The organism is Dorea longicatena (genome assembly GCF_025150085.1).
In the GTDB taxonomy this organism is placed as follows: Bacteria; Bacillota; Clostridia; order Lachnospirales; family Lachnospiraceae; genus Dorea_A; species Dorea_A longicatena.
In genome coordinates, this window is sequence record NZ_CP102280.1 from 2784458 (window position 1) to 2800726 (window position 16269).

General features: G+C 42.1%; 18 protein-coding genes. 3 read left to right on the forward strand and 15 right to left on the reverse strand.

The genetic code is table 11. The annotated features are described in order from the left end of the window. Positions 1-30: 30 nt before the first annotated feature. From NQ508_RS13355 to NQ508_RS13400, 10 genes are all read right to left on the reverse strand, one after another. Positions 31-1116, reverse strand: a complete 1086-nt coding sequence (locus NQ508_RS13355) for a PucR family transcriptional regulator (RefSeq protein ID WP_022416442.1) — start codon at positions 1114-1116, stop codon at positions 31-33. 247 nt (positions 1117-1363) lie between these two features. Then, complete coding sequence (locus NQ508_RS13360) at positions 1364-2476, reverse strand: ABC transporter ATP-binding protein (RefSeq protein WP_006428825.1); 1113 nt, start codon at positions 2474-2476, stop codon at positions 1364-1366. 146 nt (positions 2477-2622) lie between these two features. Next, on the reverse strand, positions 2623-3459 hold the full coding sequence (gene rsmI, locus NQ508_RS13365; protein ID WP_044920663.1) for a 16S rRNA (cytidine(1402)-2'-O)-methyltransferase: 837 nt from the start codon (positions 3457-3459) through the stop codon (positions 2623-2625). A 104-nt stretch (positions 3460-3563) separates the two neighbouring features. Then, on the reverse strand, positions 3564-4310 hold the full coding sequence (locus tag NQ508_RS13370) for a tRNA1(Val) (adenine(37)-N6)-methyltransferase (protein ID WP_006428827.1): 747 nt from the start codon (positions 4308-4310) through the stop codon (positions 3564-3566). Next, positions 4300-5211: a PSP1 domain-containing protein gene (locus tag NQ508_RS13375; RefSeq protein WP_006428828.1), complete on the reverse strand. Its 912-nt coding sequence runs from the start codon at positions 5209-5211 to the stop codon at positions 4300-4302. Before NQ508_RS13375 ends, NQ508_RS13370 begins: the two co-directional genes overlap by 11 nt. A 4-nt stretch (positions 5212-5215) precedes the next feature. Continuing rightward, the gene (gene holB, locus NQ508_RS13380; protein WP_006428829.1) at positions 5216-6205 is read right to left on the reverse strand and encodes a DNA polymerase III subunit delta'; all 990 of its coding nucleotides are present in this window, start codon (positions 6203-6205) and stop codon (positions 5216-5218) included. Further along, on the reverse strand, positions 6192-6779 hold the full coding sequence (locus tag NQ508_RS13385; RefSeq protein ID WP_006428830.1) for a nucleoside/nucleotide kinase family protein: 588 nt from the start codon (positions 6777-6779) through the stop codon (positions 6192-6194). Before NQ508_RS13385 ends, holB begins: the two co-directional genes overlap by 14 nt. Then, the gene (locus NQ508_RS13390) at positions 6772-8238 is read right to left on the reverse strand and encodes an aminotransferase class I/II-fold pyridoxal phosphate-dependent enzyme (protein WP_006428831.1); all 1467 of its coding nucleotides are present in this window, start codon (positions 8236-8238) and stop codon (positions 6772-6774) included. The genes NQ508_RS13385 and NQ508_RS13390 overlap by 8 nt, the downstream gene beginning before the upstream one ends. A gap of 31 nt (positions 8239-8269) precedes the next feature. Next, positions 8270-9235 (reverse strand): hypothetical protein, encoded by a 966-nt coding sequence (locus NQ508_RS13395; protein WP_049940548.1) that lies wholly within the window; start codon positions 9233-9235, stop codon positions 8270-8272. 152 nt (positions 9236-9387) lie between these two features. Continuing rightward, on the reverse strand, positions 9388-10080 hold the full coding sequence (locus tag NQ508_RS13400) for a 5'-methylthioadenosine/adenosylhomocysteine nucleosidase (RefSeq protein ID WP_006428833.1): 693 nt from the start codon (positions 10078-10080) through the stop codon (positions 9388-9390). 181 nt (positions 10081-10261) lie between these two features. Between NQ508_RS13400 and NQ508_RS13405 the strand changes: the two genes are divergently transcribed. Then, on the forward strand, positions 10262-10504 hold the full coding sequence (locus tag NQ508_RS13405; RefSeq protein ID WP_006428834.1) for a TIGR03905 family TSCPD domain-containing protein: 243 nt from the start codon (positions 10262-10264) through the stop codon (positions 10502-10504). 488 nt (positions 10505-10992) lie between these two features. Here the strand turns inward: NQ508_RS13405 and NQ508_RS13410 are convergent, their stop codons facing one another. Together NQ508_RS13410 and NQ508_RS14405 are read right to left on the reverse strand one after the other, a co-directional pair. Continuing rightward, the gene (locus NQ508_RS13410; protein WP_006428835.1) at positions 10993-11466 is read right to left on the reverse strand and encodes a DUF6147 family protein; all 474 of its coding nucleotides are present in this window, start codon (positions 11464-11466) and stop codon (positions 10993-10995) included. 73 nt (positions 11467-11539) lie between these two features. Then, positions 11540-12073: a DUF4367 domain-containing protein gene (locus NQ508_RS14405; RefSeq protein ID WP_416387611.1), complete on the reverse strand. Its 534-nt coding sequence runs from the start codon at positions 12071-12073 to the stop codon at positions 11540-11542. Positions 12074-12591: 518 nt separating this feature from the next. On the opposite strand from NQ508_RS14405, the gene NQ508_RS13420 reads away from it, so the two are divergent. Next, positions 12592-13659 carry an undecaprenyldiphospho-muramoylpentapeptide beta-N-acetylglucosaminyltransferase gene (locus NQ508_RS13420; protein ID WP_006428837.1) on the forward strand — a complete coding sequence of 356 codons (1068 nt, stop codon included), beginning with the start codon at positions 12592-12594 and terminating at the stop codon, positions 13657-13659. Positions 13660-13768: 109 nt separating this feature from the next. On the opposite strand, the gene NQ508_RS13425 is transcribed toward NQ508_RS13420, so the two are convergent. Further along, a complete protein-coding gene (locus NQ508_RS13425; RefSeq protein ID WP_049940550.1) occupies positions 13769-14332 on the reverse strand; it encodes an RNA polymerase sigma factor in 564 nt (187 codons plus the stop codon). A 23-nt stretch (positions 14333-14355) separates the two neighbouring features. After that, positions 14356-14763, reverse strand: a complete 408-nt coding sequence (locus NQ508_RS13430) for an HIT family protein (RefSeq protein ID WP_259829119.1) — start codon at positions 14761-14763, stop codon at positions 14356-14358. 86 nt (positions 14764-14849) lie between these two features. Here NQ508_RS13430 and NQ508_RS13435 point away from each other — a divergent pair, with 86 nt between their 5' ends. Beyond that, on the forward strand, positions 14850-15626 hold the full coding sequence (locus tag NQ508_RS13435) for a sensor histidine kinase (RefSeq protein ID WP_006428840.1): 777 nt from the start codon (positions 14850-14852) through the stop codon (positions 15624-15626). Here the strand turns inward: NQ508_RS13435 and NQ508_RS13440 are convergent. Next, the gene (locus NQ508_RS13440; RefSeq protein WP_006428841.1) at positions 15567-16181 is read right to left on the reverse strand and encodes a rhomboid family intramembrane serine protease; all 615 of its coding nucleotides are present in this window, start codon (positions 16179-16181) and stop codon (positions 15567-15569) included. The genes NQ508_RS13435 and NQ508_RS13440 overlap by 60 nt on opposite strands. Between the last annotated feature and the right edge of the window lie 88 nt (positions 16182-16269).

Sequence of the window (16269 nt, forward strand, 5' to 3'; positions counted from 1 at the left end):
ATGTCTGAATTCAGACACTTTCTAACAAAATTACTGTTTCATATATTTCATATGATCCGCTACCATCATAGCAATCTTGAATGTCAGTGCATCATCAAATACACGAACATCCAGTCCAGTCTTCTTCTGAATCTTCTCCAGACGGTACACCAGTGTATTTCTATGCACATACAGGCGCCTTGCCGTCTCTGATATATTCAGATTATTATCAAAAAATGTATAAACAGTCGTCAGTTCTTCTTCTTCGAAAATGTCTGCTTTGCCATCTTCGAATACTTCATTCAGGAACATCTCACAGAGTGATGCCGGAAGCTGATGGATCAGACGCCCGATCCCAAGTTCATTGTATGCAAGAATTTTCTTCTCTACATAGAATACTCTTCCAACCTCCAGTGCCATATCTGCTTCCTTATATGATCTGGATACATCCTTTAACTCCTCTACAATTGTTCCATATGCTGCTCTTACACTTACCATAGCTTCCATGTTCAGTGTTGTGACCAGCTCTTTGGCGATCTGTTCTACCTGCGGATAGTCATCGGTCGACTGCAATGATTTTACCAGAATGATATGTTTTTCATCAATTGCGGTTACGAAATCCTTTGTTCCCGTCGCATACAGACCTTTCAGTGTTTCCTGTACCAGAATGTCTCCTTCATTCTTCGGTTCGATTACAAATACAACCCTCTTAATTTCTGCCGGAATCTTCATCTTCTTTGCCTGATTATAGATATCGACCAGAAGCAGGTTATCCAGAAGCAGATTCTGAATGAACCGGTTCTTATCCATCCGTTCTTTGTATGCATAAAGAAGATTCCTAAGCTGGCTTGCTCCCATGCGCCCCGCCAGTTCCATACCATCTGCATTTCCCTTCAGCATCAGTATATAAGTCGGATCACTGTCCTCATAGATGCGGAACATTCCCATCTCATCCAGGATCATCTCATCCGGCTCTTCTTCATCATCACGGAAATCCTGAATCTGAAGCTCATACTCTGTCAGATTCTCATTCGTCCTTACAAGACAAAGTCCCTGCATATCCCATATTGCACAGTCAAATCCGGTGATCTCCCTGATATCCTGCGCTGTTTTGTGTAATATCTGATTTGATAACACTCATTGTCCTCCATTTCCTGTCCGCAATACTGTTCTTTGTGTCCTCTTGCATACTTGTATACATTTTAACACGCTAACGAACTGCATTACGAATACATTATAACAGATAATAACGCTTTAACAAAGTAAAATTTTATTGTCTGCATAAAAAATGCAAAAGACCGGACGCTGTCTCACGCCCGGCCCCTCTTATATTCATCTGTTCCCCACGATTACCGCGGTCTTTATTCCTATCTGTAATTACAGACTAGTTAGTGATTGTAACCTGTGTCTCTTTATCAAATACGTGAATCTTCTCAGCATCCAGAGCAAATTTCACATGGTCACCTGTTCTTGCTGTTGTTCTAGGATCAACTCTTGCTGTCATGCTTGATCCTTCATAGTCAAAGTATAAGAATACTTCTGCACCAAGCATCTCATATACACGGATCTTAGCTTCGATCACTGTATTAGGAGAAGTTTCGATGAACATCTGCTCATCATGTACATCTTCCGGACGGATTCCGAGAACAACTGTCTTTCCTGCATATCCACCTTCGATCAGCTTCTTAGCTTTTGCCGGTGGAAGTTCGATCTCTGAAGGTCCTGCTACTAAGTATACTTTATCTCCGACAACTTTACATGTAGCGTCAACAAAGTTCATCTGTGGTGATCCGATGAATCCGGCTACGAACTGGTTGCATGGATGATCGTACAGAGTCTGTGGTGTATCTACCTGCTGAACGATACCTGCGTTCATAACTACGATTCTGGTTCCCAGTGTCATAGCTTCTGTCTGGTCATGTGTTACGTAGATGATAGTTGTACCTAATCTCTGATGTAATTTAGAGATCTCGATACGCATCTGTCCACGAAGTTTTGCATCCAAGTTTGAAAGAGGCTCGTCCATAAGGAATACCTTAGGATTACGAACGATCGCACGTCCCATTGCAACACGCTGTCTCTGTCCACCTGAAAGAGCCTTTGGTTTACGGTCAAGCAGTGGTTCCAGATCAAGGATCTTAGCTGCTTCACGAACCATTTTGTCAATCTGGTCTTTTGGTACTTTTCTTAATTTCAGCCCAAATGCCATGTTATCGTATACTGTCATATGTGGGTACAGAGCATAGTTCTGGAATACCATTGCGATATCTCTGTCTTTTGGCTCTACGTCATTTACCACTCTGTCTCCGATCTTTAATTCTCCGGAAGTGATATCTTCCAGACCGGCAATCATACGAAGTGTTGTAGATTTACCACATCCTGAAGGTCCTACGAAGATGATGAATTCTTTATCTTCAATCTCAAGGTTGAAGTCTTTCACTGCTTCAAATCCATTTGGATATGTTTTGTTAATGTGTTTCAATGATAAACTTGCCATTGCTATAATTCCTCCTGATTTATAATCATTTTTATTCCAGTCGTTATCTGTTTCGTTCTGATAAAAGTATATAAAAAAAGTTCAACCCGGGTAATGCCCAAGTTGAACAATCTTTTTCTCTTTTTCTATACAAGTTGACGAACAGCCTATAAAAGTGCCTGGTAAATATCTCTTTTTCCTACACCTCTGTCTTTTGCCACCTGTTTCATCGCAGATTTTTTGTCCATTCCCTGTCCGAGATAAAGTTCCATATGTTCTTCGATACTCATCTCTTCCCATCTGGCTTTTTCCTCATTGCGGATCTCTTCTCTGCTCTTTCCTTCGATCACCATGACACATTCACCCTTCGGCTCCTGTACATCATAATATGCCAGCGCATCTTCGATCGTTGTGGCAAATACGGTCTCGTGCTTCTTCGTAAGTTCTCTGCAGATGCTGATACGTCTGTTACCGAGAGTCTCCTGAAGCGTCTTCAATGTACGGACCAGTCTGTGCGGTGCTTCATAGATGACCATAGTTCTCGTCTCATCTTTCAGTTCCTCCAGAACGGCCTGTCTTTCTTTCTTATCCGTTGGAAGAAATGCCTCAAATGCGAACCTTCTCGTTCCAAGTCCGGATATCGTAAGCGCCGTGACACATGCACAGGCTCCCGGAACAGCTGTAACCGTGATCCCTGCTTCCTGACACATCTTCACCAGTTCTTCGCCCGGATCAGAAATTCCTGGCATCCCGGCATCCGTGATCACTGCAATGTTCTCACCGCCTTGCAGACGTTCTACAAGTTTGTGTCCTTTTTCTATCTTATTATATTCATGATAGCTGGTCATCGGTGTCTTAATCTCAAAATGATTCAGAAGCTTGATACTGTTTCTGGTATCTTCTGCTGCGATCAGATCCACTTCTTTTAATATCCTCACCGCCCGGAATGTCATATCTTCCAGATTCCCTATCGGTGTTGCACATAAGTACAATGTTCCTGCCATCTCATACTCCTCCATCTTATGTTTGGTGCCTGCTCTGTATCTATCTGCCCGGTCCATCTGCTGCCATGGCTGCCATGGCTTTTGCGCCGTGATATTTTCCTTACTTACGACGGACTCATTCCGTAGAGTGCAAGCAGTTCCTCCGTATAACTTCCATCTTTCTGATATACAACCAACGGCGGTTCTACCTGCATCCTCGGATTGCCACCCTTCATTCCCTCGATCAGAACCATATTCGGTTCTTTATCTATATACGGATATACCAGCCGCATACGCTTCGGCTCAATTCCATACGCACACATCTTTGTCATGATCTCCGGAAGCCTGAACGGTCTGTGGACCATATAGAATCTTCCTTTGACTTTCAGTATCTTCGCACTCTCTCTTAAGATATCATCCAGTGTACAAAGTGCCTCATGTCTTGCAATATACAATGCTTCATTCTGATTCTTCAGTCCGTGGTCTCCGATCATATACGGGGGATTGGTTGTAATAACCCCAAAAGAGGCGGCTCCGAATATGGATGCTGCCTCCTTGATATCTCCCGTTACAATGTCGATCCGTTCTTCCAGCCCGTTATAACTGACACTGCGCCTTGCCATATCTGCACTCTCTTCCTGGATCTCCAGTCCTGTATAATGCAGTCCCGGATATTTTGCCTCCAGAAGTATCGGAAGAATTCCTGTTCCCGTTCCGAGATCCAGTGCTTTTTCATTCTTCTTTACTCTGGCAAATGCTGACAAAAGCACTGCATCCATTCCAAAACAGAAACGGCCCGGACTTTGAATGATCTCATATCCTTTGATCTGCAGATCATCCAGTCTTTCATTCGGAAGTAATTTAGTTATCATCTAATTTTGACGCTCCGTTCTTTTCTTCTAACGCCTTCAGTTCCTTCATCTCTTCTTTCGAAAGTCTTACGTCTTTCTTCTTACGTCTTGGTTTGAACTTCAGTTCTGCTGCCGGATATTCACGGATCTCTTTCTCGTCATTATCCAGCGTCACAACAACCTTAACCAGCTGGCGGAGCACGTTAACTGACTGTACATCTCCTCTTAATCCTTCCGGTGTCGTCACATGATCTCCGTTCGCCGGAAGATGGCTGTTCAGTTCTTCATATGTCTCTTCTTCATTCGTCAGACAACACATCAGTCTTCCGCAGACTCCGGATATCTTTGTCGGGTTCAGTGAAAGATTCTGTTCTTTCGCCATCTTGATCGATACCGGTGCGAACTCGGATAAATACGTGTGGCAGCAAAGTGGTCTTCCACAGATACCGATCCCGCCGCGGATCTTCGTCTCATCACGCACTCCGATCTGTCTTAACTCGATTCTGGTACGGAACACACTCGCCAGATCCTTTACAAGCTCACGGAAATCAATTCGTCCGTCTGCCGTAAAGTAAAACAGCACTTTATTATTATCAAATGTATATTCCGCATCGATCAGTTTCATCTCAAGGCCGTGTTTGTGGATCTTGTCTAAACAAATCTTGAATGCTTCTTTTTCTTTTTCTTTATTCTTCTCTTCTTTTTTCTTATCGTCCTCTGTCGCAAGACGGATCACGGATTTGAGTGGCTGTGTGATCTTGTCATCTTCCACTTCTTTCGGTCCGGTTACTACGGAACCAAATTCCACACCTCTTGCAGTCTCAACGATTACCTTATCACCGGTCTTGATCTCAAGTTTTCCCGGTGAAAAGAAATATATTTTTCCGGCAGTTCTGAATCTAACGCCTATTACCTTCGTCATATGATTAGTTCTCCTTTATGGTCAGGAACAAAAGCTCCATAACCAGATCGAAGTTAACATTCGCTTTCAGTCTGGCTTTCGCTTTCTCAAGGCTCTCCAGGATCAGTTCGATTCCTTCATAAGAGCTCTTTCTCGCCTGTTCTTTTATACTCTGTAACTGGTCTTTGAATACGACCTTGTCAATCTCTTTTGTTGCTTTATATAATAAGACATCCCTGTACCAGATCATGATAATGTCCAGGTAGTCTGTGATCTCTAATTTATATACGGATATATTCTTAACCGCAGCAACGATTTCATTTAATTCCATCTCATTGATATGCTTCAGAAGCTGTACCGCTTCTTCTCTGATCTCGTTAAAATGATCGGAATTGGCCAGCATGATCGCACGTCCCATATTACCCTGTGCAAATGCCGTGCACATATCTGCTTTATAATCCGGAATCTCCAGATTCTCCATCAGATACTTTTTGATCAGTGTATCTTTGATATTACGCAGCTTTAACATTACACATCTGGAATTGATCGTCGGAAGTAATGTCTCCGCATTCTCCGTCAGCAGCAAGAAAACTGCATATGACGGCGGTTCCTCGATCGTCTTCAGGATCGCATTCTGTGCCTGCGGTGTCATCATATCTGCCTGTGGGATAATGTAGACTTTGTACGGTCCCTGATATGGTTTGATATCCACAGTGTTATTCACCTGTGTACGGATATCATCTACGCTGATGCTGTTCGGCTTTTCATGTGTCACACGGATAATGTCCGGATGATTGCCACTCTCTGCCTGCTTGCAGGAATGACATTTTCCACACGGTTCATTGTCCCCGGTCTCACACAAAAGCGTCATGGCGAACAGATTCGCCAACATCTTCTTACCGGAACCTCTCTCCCCGTTCAGAATATATGCATGAGAGACCCTGTTATTCTCTACTGCACTGCTGATATATTTTAATATGTCTTTGTGGCCAACCACATCTTTAAAGCTTCCCATCTCGTATTACCTCTACTATCTCTTCTTTGCATCGTACTTTATCATCATTCTGATATCTTCTTGTAATTCCTGCTTTCTTCAGATTATCCTCCGAAAAATCTTTCTGATCAGCCAGAAATCTTCTGCAGACTTCTTCATAGCCCGGATGATTCTGCTGCTGTTCTCGCACGATCGCGCGCATCAGGCGTTCTTTATCCTCCACTTCGATATAAAGCGGGATCAGGTTCTCATTTCCATAGTACTCTTTTGTCTTTATATAAGACTCCAGTGTACCGATCATGAGATAATCATTTTCATCCAGATTAATCTGTCCATCATCTATTGTAGCATATTTCCAGTCCCCATACACGGTTTGATAGGTGCGAAGTTCAATTATTTTACCCTCTTCACGGTATTTTTCAAGTATTTCATCCGTTACGAAGTAATATTCCACTCCATCTTTCTCGCCTTCACGCATCGGTCTGGTCGTATATAAAGTTAAAGTCTTAAGCTCCGGAAGATCCTTTCTGATATCTTTGTAAATCGTATCCTTTCCCGAAGAGCTTTTACCCATCATGTAGTATATCTTACCCATCTATCCACACCTCTATGCCATCTTCCGATTGAAGTCCCTCAATCGAAAAATCATGTTCCTGATACCAGTGAAGTATCTCTACCGCTTCTTTTGTAATACGCTCACCCGGTACAATCAGCGGGCTTCCCGGCGGATAGAGGTATGCGTATTCCACAGAAATGCATCCGATACTGTCTTCAAAGCTTCGTTTTTGTATCTTATCCGTGCGGTTCACTGCCTCTGCGATCGTCCACACTTTTTCAAGTGCCGGCTGTCTGCCGGAAAGTGGGAGGTCGGTTTCAATAGCAGCCGGCCGGCCTTGCTTGGTATCTATCTCTTTATCAATCTCTAGCAGCGCATCTCTCAACCGGTCCAGACCTTCCTGCGTATCTCCCACAGTTGTCATAGCCAGAACATAGGTCCCTGCCAGCATTTCCATCTGCAAATGATATCTATGAAGTAATATCTCATACAGCTCGTGACTGGACATCGGTGCGTGTTTTACGGAGATCACGAATTTGGATCTGTCATAGCGGTCTGTATTATCAGTCTGGATAATTTTCAGATACTTAAGCCGTTTCAGATCTTTGCGAAGTGCTTCAATGCGATTGGCATACTCAGAAAAAATATTTTTATATTTATAATCTGGTCTTGCATCCGAATGCGTTTCAAGTGTCTCTTCCAGCATTCCGATACACGCATCGATACTCGCCATCAATATGTACGACGGACTGCTCGTCTGCAACATATCCAGATACTGTTTCACTTTTCTTCGCTTCACCATGTCCCCGTTCACATGCAGAAGCGCCGTCTGTGTCAGCGCCGGAAGCGTCTTATGAAGACTGTTGATCACCAGATCCGCACCATATATATTCGCACTCTTTGGGAAATACGGATCAAATCCGAAATGCGCACCGTGTGCTTCATCCACGATCAGCGGACACCCTTTTGCATGCACAATCTCTGCAATCTTTTCGATGTCCGACACCACACCATCATATGTCGGTGACACGATCATCACCGCGCGGATCTTCGGATGTTCTTCCAGTGCTTTCTGTACATCCGCAACATCAATCTCTGTGCTCAGTCCCTGTTCCGTATCGAATTTCGGATAGAGGTAGACCGGATCCAGTTCATTCAGATATATCGCATGATACACAGACTTGTGGCAATTTCTTGCCACAAGTATGGAATCTCCTTTTTCAGTTGTTCCTAATATTGCACTTAAGATTCCAACCGTACTTCCATTCACCAGAAAATGTGTCTCGTCCGCATGGTAAACTCTTGCTGCTCTTTCCTGCGCATCTCTTAGAATTCCCTCTGCATGATGCAGATCATCAAAGCCATCAATCTCTGTAATATCGATCCGGTACGGAGATGTCCCGTCCATCAGATCCAGATTTCTCTTGTGCCCCGGCATATGGAATGCATAGTAGTCAGAATCGCTGTAAGCCTTTAATTTATCAAATATATTATTCATGCGTATATTTTAGCAAAATAACATTATATTATCAAGCCATAAACTCCCGCAGGATCTGGCGGATCATCTCATCCTTTGGAAGCTCACGTATGGTGTCTTCTTTCGGTATTTCTTCCTGTACATCTTCCTGTGCAGACTCCTTATCGGCATTTCCTTTAATCTCCATTGCCTGCGCATTACCGGCCAGAGTCCCGGTACTTTGTACCTCTTCTTGCAATATATCTTCTGTCCTTTTACTCCCGTCTGTACCGGCAAGCCGCGCCGATGCTTTTGCCAGGTTCCTGGCGTTCTCCTTTACTCTTTCTTTTCTGCGGCTCTCACGCTGCATCTGCACAACACCGGAGCCGGATACCGGAACAGATTCTTCTTTTTCTTCTTGCTCCGTTTTGTCCTCTTTTTCTGCCTTTTCTTCTTTTGTATCATTTGTCTCGTCTTTTTTGATCACACTGTCTCTTCGTCCGGTGCGTTCTTTCTGATTTGCCTTTTCATACTTGTGGAGACATACATTTTCCAGATAATCTACCATATAGTTCTTTGCCATCTGCATGCAATAATTCTCATCCGTTGTCAGATGGAACAGCCATACCAGGATTCCAAGTCCTGCGCCACATGCACCCATCCGCAGGACAGCATCTCCCATGCCATATACCTGATAACTCAGTCCCGCACCGACAAGTCCGGTTACGATAAGCAGTCCCGCACATATCTTCTCCAGTCTGCGCAGCGTGTGAAGTCGTAATCCACAGACTTTATACTCATACAGATACTTATCCACAAATACCCCTACGTTTTCCACCGTATCGCTGATCATACATGCGTGTTCGAATTTCGCACGGACCAGGCGCATCAGCGGGTGGTTACTCTTACTCATACTTCCCGCCGCCTCCACCATACGTTTCATCGTCATACTCACGATACACTTGTCCACCACACCAAGTCCGGTCAGGATCCCCATGAGTACGAACAGTAACTTCTTGTCCAATAACATTTCCAGCATAATAAAAGCCCTCCTTTTGATTTGCATTATACTGTAAATCAAACAGAAGGGCGCTTAATTTCGTTCCTTATATTTCGCACGGAAAACCACATATCATGTCAGTTCCGGGCACATTCTGTGATATTTTAAATTGTATGCCTTTTCACTTATACCTAGATCATCGGCAGTAATTCCTTCATAAGTCTTACACTGTGGGCAATTGCCTTCTTTTCAAACGTTGGATAATCCATAGTCGCGCTGTTGTCAGCTTTATCCGAAATTGCACGAATGATGACATACGAAACTTTGTTCAGGTAAGCTGCCTGGGCAATTCCCGCACCTTCCATCTCTACACACATCGGATGGAATAATGATGAGATTCTTTCCTTCACATCTTTATCCGAAATAAACTGATCGCCGCTTACCACTCTTCCGGTAAATGTGTGAATATCCGGATTGGCTTTCTCATTTGCTGCTACTGCCTTCTTGACCAGTTTTTCATCTGCCGGGAATGACAGTGTGTCCATTCTTGGGATCTGTCCTGCCGGATCTCCGAATATCGTCGCATCCATATCGTGATGCAGTGCATCTGTCGAGATCACCATATCTCCGATATCAATCTGTGCATCCAGTGAACCCGCAATACCGGTATTAATCAATGTATCCACACCAAATCTGTCCACCAGGATCTGTGCACAGATTCCTGCATTCACCTTACCGATACCACTTCTTACAATAACAACATCTTTGCCGCCCAATGAACCTTTGCAGAATACCATCCCTGCCTGTTCTATAGTCTCATCGATCTGCATATCTTTTTTAAGTTCTGCCACTTCTTCTTCCATTGCTCCGATAATACCTATCATAGCTCTATATCCTCCTGTTATTACGATATTTTCTATATTAATTCGTCTATGCCCTATTATATCTTATAGAAAATTCGATTTCAACCGGCGAAATAAGTAGCAAACAGACAGAATCTCTGTTATAATCTGAGACGTATGACAATAAAACAATTATTTACAAAAGCAACAGGAGGTAATAGATATGGATTACAAACCATCAGGAGTCTGTTCTCGACTGATCCATGTAGAACTTGACGGAGATAAAATCGCAAATGTAGAATTCGTAGGCGGATGTGCCGGAAATACAGCCGGAATCAGCAGCCTTGTAAAAGGAATGGACGCTCACGAAGTGATCAAACGTCTGGAAGGAACAAAATGTGGTGCAAGACCAACATCCTGCCCTGACCAGTTATCCAAAGCTTTAAAACAGGCTCTTGGAGAATAATTTTCTGCGAATTTCATAACTACAGAAAAAAAGGCTACTTGTCCTCCCCTTATCGGGGAAGACTTGTAGCCTTTTATGGGGATACCTTCTTTTTTATGTACTCATACTGCAAGATTTCGATCTTTATTCAGTGTTTCGTTTACTTGTTACAATTGTTACTTTTTTAATTGTTTTTCGTTCACTAGTATTGATGCATTACTTATCTTTTATTTGTTTTATGGATATTTGTCTTTATTAGTTTATGGTTTTTTTGTTATACATTATAATTACATATTTTTACGTCTTTGCCTTGTTATAAACTACCTTATTTTTCAATCCCTGCCAACTACATCTTTTACCACTGCTTTATAATCTTCTGCTTGCATCGGACCTTCGGTCCTTTAATTACCTCGAGTTATTCCGTCCTATTGTTCTACTTTAAACATTCATCGTCGTTTTTTTGCTTCTTGTGTTGTGTTTTTTGCTTCTATGCTCTTTTAAGGATTGTGCTATTCAACATAAACGCCATTTGTAAAAGAACTGCTCACGTCGCTGTTAGCTGCATGTGTGCAACGTACACGGTAATAATAATCACCTTCAACGTATAACGTCCTGTTAGAAGTTACACGATTCATATTCAGGTTTTCTTTCTGCCATCCGTCGTAGTAAGACCATTCTGTATCTTCTTCTTTGGCGCGTTCTACAAGTACACCTATTTGTACGCTGTCAACTACATGTGCTGCGATTGTCGTTCCACCAGCATAAATTTTTCCTTCTCCAAGTTTTGTACACTTAGAGTATCCGGCCATTAAGTCAACACCTCTGGTAATCTTGGTATCATAACCAATTGATTCATTTTCGTGCGTTAATTCCGAACCATCTATTACTTTATTTTCCGCAGCCTTCACTTCCAGCATCGATGTAAGCGATAATCCTCCGACCAGCATTACTGCCAGACACATAGACACTAATCTCCTCTTCATATTTCACCTCCATTCGTACTTATTTTTTCGCCCTCATATATTAATACACATAACTTTCAAAAAACTGTCGCATTTATTTTGGAAAAAATAAATTTTTTAATATTTTTTCAAAATTTTGTTCACTCATTGTTCCCATCAGTATATATTCTATATTCCCATATTTAAATTTAGCAACGCATTTAGGGACATTGCTATCTTCTATTTCATATAGTGTTATGTTTATCTTACATTTATGAATTTCTTTTGAATATTTCTTTTCTACCGAATCTTCAAAATCCACTCCCCATGAGCTATCTCTATATGGCATATTAATTATATATCCTATTGTTTCTCCATCATAACTATAATACATCTCCGCAACTTGCTTACTCTCATCCAGATTCATTGTATCGAACTTCATATCCGGTAAACAAACAAATACCTTAACTACATCTGTGTCAAATGTATCACGTATTTTCTGATATGCCTCTTCTTCTGCTTCACCCTCAATTATCTTATTTTGCTTATCTGTCTTATTCGAATCTACCTGTTCTACATCTCTATCTCCAACAGCCTGTCTCACCATCCGTACAACTCTTTCCGGTCCTCCCATGCTGGTGATTCCCATTGCCAGTACGCATACGATAACAGCGGCCAGTGCCAGATATATCTTCAGAGGTTTTCTGCGATAATGAACTTTCTTTTCTGATGTATCTGCCGTTCCAACTTCGGCCTTCAGCATCTTTCTTCCGAGTTCCAGTGCTCTGCGGTCTTCTTCAGACAGGTTATTGATGGCTTCTTCTCTTTCTCTGGCTTCATTTTCCGCCTGTTCGCGCTGATATTCTCTCATCTGTTCTTTTAATCTTGCAAGGACAGCCTCCTTCGTTCCCTCAGGCACAACAAGACTTGTATCTTTTTCAAGGGACTCTTCTTCCTCTTTTGCAATCTCCTCAAATTCTCTGGCAATGCATTCTTTCAATTCATCTTTCTCATTATTCATTTTGCTACCCTCAAATTTTTGACTGGTCTTCAAATTTCTCCATAGTTTTGCCACTTGACCTATTTCTTTCAGAAAGTATAATATAGGTATAATCTTTATTATATTATTGATTCGAAAATAATACATATTCAAGTCTGGAGGTAATTATGAAACGTATTATCTTAACCGGTGGCGGCACTGCCGGGCATGTTACACCTAACATCGCTCTTCTGCCACGCCTGAAAGAATTAAACTATGATATTCACTATATAGGTTCTTACAACGGAATTGAAAAAGAACTGATTGAACAGTTCGGTATCCCGTATCATGGAATCTCAACCGGTAAACTTCGTCGCTACTTCAGCGTTCAGAACTTTACAGATCCATTCCGTGTAATCAAAGGACTCGGCGAAGCGAAAAAACTTGTAAAGATTCTTCATCCTGATGTAATCTTTTCCAAAGGTGGCTTCGTATCCGTTCCTGTTGTTCTTGCCGGTAAAAGCCGTCATGTTCCGACCATTATCCATGAGTCAGACATGACACCGGGACTTGCTAATAAGATTTCTATGCCATCGGCATCAAAAATCTGCTGTAATTTCCCGGAAACCATCGAGCATCTTCCTGCTGGAAAGGCTGTTCTGACAGGCTCTCCTATTCGTCAGGAACTGTTATCCGGTGATAAATATAAAGCTTTAGAATTCTTGCACTTCACACAGGACAAACCGGTAATCATGGTAGTCGGTGGAAGTCTTGGTTCAGTTGCCGTCAACGATGCTGTCCGCAGTGTCCTTCCTGAACTGCTTCAGTCCTTCCAGGTTGTTCATCTCTGTGGTAAGGGCAAAGTTGATGAATCTCTGAAAGGCCTTCAGGGTTATGCACAGTTCGAATATATCAAAGACGAATTAAAAGACCTCTTTGCTCTGACAGATCTCGTTATCTCCAGAGCCGGAGCCAATGCAATCTGCGAACTTCTTGCACTGCACAAACCGAATCTTCTGATTCCACTATCTGCAAATGCAAGCCGCGGAGACCAGATCTTAAATGCCCGTTCTTTTGAGCGCCAGGGCTACAGTGTCGTTCTTGAAGAGGAAGAACTTAATCATGATGTTCTTCTTGATGCGATCATGAACCTGTATCAGAATCGTGAAACATATATTCAGGCCATGAAGAATTCTCCTCAGCAGAATTCTATCGACACCATCATTGATCTGATCGAGGCTGCTGCCAGACACTAATCCAGAAGCATTCTCATTCATTGATCTTATATGCAGAGAACCTGCCACTGGTAGTTTCTCTTGCATACTTTGGTATAAAAAACAGGTGGCTGTACATCCCACCTGTTTTTTATATATCGTGTAAGCGGTCATACTGATCTTTATACCTTTTTATCATCCATTTTCTTGCTCTCTTTAATATGCCTTCTAATGCATTTAATGTAATGCCCATTCTCTTTGCGACTTCTTTCTGTGGCATATCCGCATAATATACAAGAGTCACAGCTTTGTACCATCTCGCATTCTTCTGATACAGTTCCTGAAAAATATCAATTCCAAGTTCACGAAAGCATTTTTCTTTCAGCAGTGCAACCACCTGATCTTCCGAACTGTCATCGATCAATGAATTCGGATATCTTTCCTCTGACATCGTAATCTCTGCCAATGGAACTTCTCGCTTATGATCTCTTATATAATTCATCGCTCTGTATCTTGCGAACATAAGCATCCATGTTTTTATCTGCTGTTTTGATTCACTTCCACACTGTATATATGCGGTGAAAAAGGCATCCTGAGCAATCTCTTCTGCTATGTGATGGTTTCCAGAGTATTTTAATGCCTCTTTGTATACAACACCGAAGTATTCGCTGTATGCAGCCACAAAGGCATCTCCCTCTGTAAACTCTTTTTCCACTTTACGCTCCTATCTTTTATCTGTTAAATTTTCGATAAAACATCTTCTTTTTCTTCTTCTGTAAGTTCATGCATTGTCCATCCAAGTCCCACTTTATCATCTTTGTGTCTTGGAATCATATGTACATGATAATGAAATACTGTCTGTCCGGCTGCTTCACCATTGTTTTGGACGATATTATAGCCATCACAGTCCAGTGCTTTTGTAAGCTTTGTAATCATCTTCTTTGCAAGAATCATCGATTTTCCCGCAAGCTCATCATCCAGCTCATAAAGATTGGCATAATGTTCTTTCGGAAGGATGAGTGCATGTCCCTTAGCTGCCGGATTTGCATCCAGAATCACACGAAAATCTTCATCTTCATAAATAGTAGCTGTAGGAATCTCTCCATTTGCAAGTTTACAAAAAATGCAGTTATTGTCTTTCATAATATTATCCTTCTTTCTCTGAAAATAAATGATTGATTATTTAAACCACCAATGCTAAACTGATATCTCAGAAAGGGGCGGTAGTTATTATGTTATCATCGACAGACCATGACAAATTACAACAGATTATACAGGAACATCCTGAAACAGAAGAACTTTTTAATCGGATTTTTAAGTCTCATCAGATGGATATCAGCACCATCAGTCACGAAATCCGTAATCCTCTGACCCTCGTTTACAGCACGCTTCAACTTATCGAATCACAACATCCCGAAGTACTGGAATTCGCTCACTGGTCAGAGTTTCACCAGGACATCGAATATATGAAACTGTTATTAGAAGATCTGTCTTCTTATAACAACGGTGAACGGCTGGATCTTGCTCCGTTAAGTACCGGCAGCTTTTTCCGCAGAATTGCTCTGTCCTTTGCTTCTTCTATTATAGATACAGATATTGAATTCACTTCATACATACCGGAAGATCTGCCAGTTCTATCTGCCGATTCTGTAAAACTTCGTCAGGCACTGCTCAATCTTCTTCGCAATGCCACTGATGCGGTCCGTACCGAATCACCTTCTCAGGATCAGCACGATATGCCGGCACACTCCCCACAGATCTCATTGTCCGTAACCGCCGATGCAGATTTACTTCATATCGAAATCTCTGACAACGGCTGTGGTATTGCTCCTGAAGATCAGGAACACATCTTTGAACCATTCATCACTCACAAAGTTGATGGAACCGGACTTGGTCTTGCAATCACACGCCGCATCATCCAGGCTCATCACGGTACAATTACACTTAGATCAGCACGATATGCCGGTACGGTATTTATCCTTACGCTTCCGATAGAGAAGAACTCCTGATAAAAAGCCGGCAAGCAGGCCTCCTATGTGTGCCATATTATCAACACCACCACTGGTAAATCCATAATACAATGTCAGTACGATCATAAAGACCAGGCCTCTGCCGGATATGTCTCCAATCCGTCCTCTGTTACGGATTGCCACATACAGAAGTGCTCCAATGATCCCAAAGATAGCACCGGACGCTCCCGCCGATATAGCCATACTTCCGGTCTGTATATCCCACCATGCCGACAGAACATTCCCCGCCAGTCCACTTACGAAATACACAATGAGAAACTTTACTTTTCCTATGTCAAGTTCAAGATTCCATCCCATAGCTACAAGTACAATCATATTATTGACAAGATGATCATACCCAAAGTGAAGAAACATACTGGAAAATAGCCTGTAGTACTCTCCTCTTTGTATCAGATATGGAACATACATGGCTCCGTGCTTCAACATGAATTCACCATCTTCTGTCATCCCCAGAAAAGACAGGACCAGAAATACAATGACATTCACTGCTGCCAGTAATATCGTACATGGCGCTTTAATCGTATTCTTGTTCATTTATACGCTTCATTACCTTTCGCTTTGTTCATCTTCTGTCTCTTTTAGTATAACATAGATTACCTGAATTCTTAATCATTTTATTCTA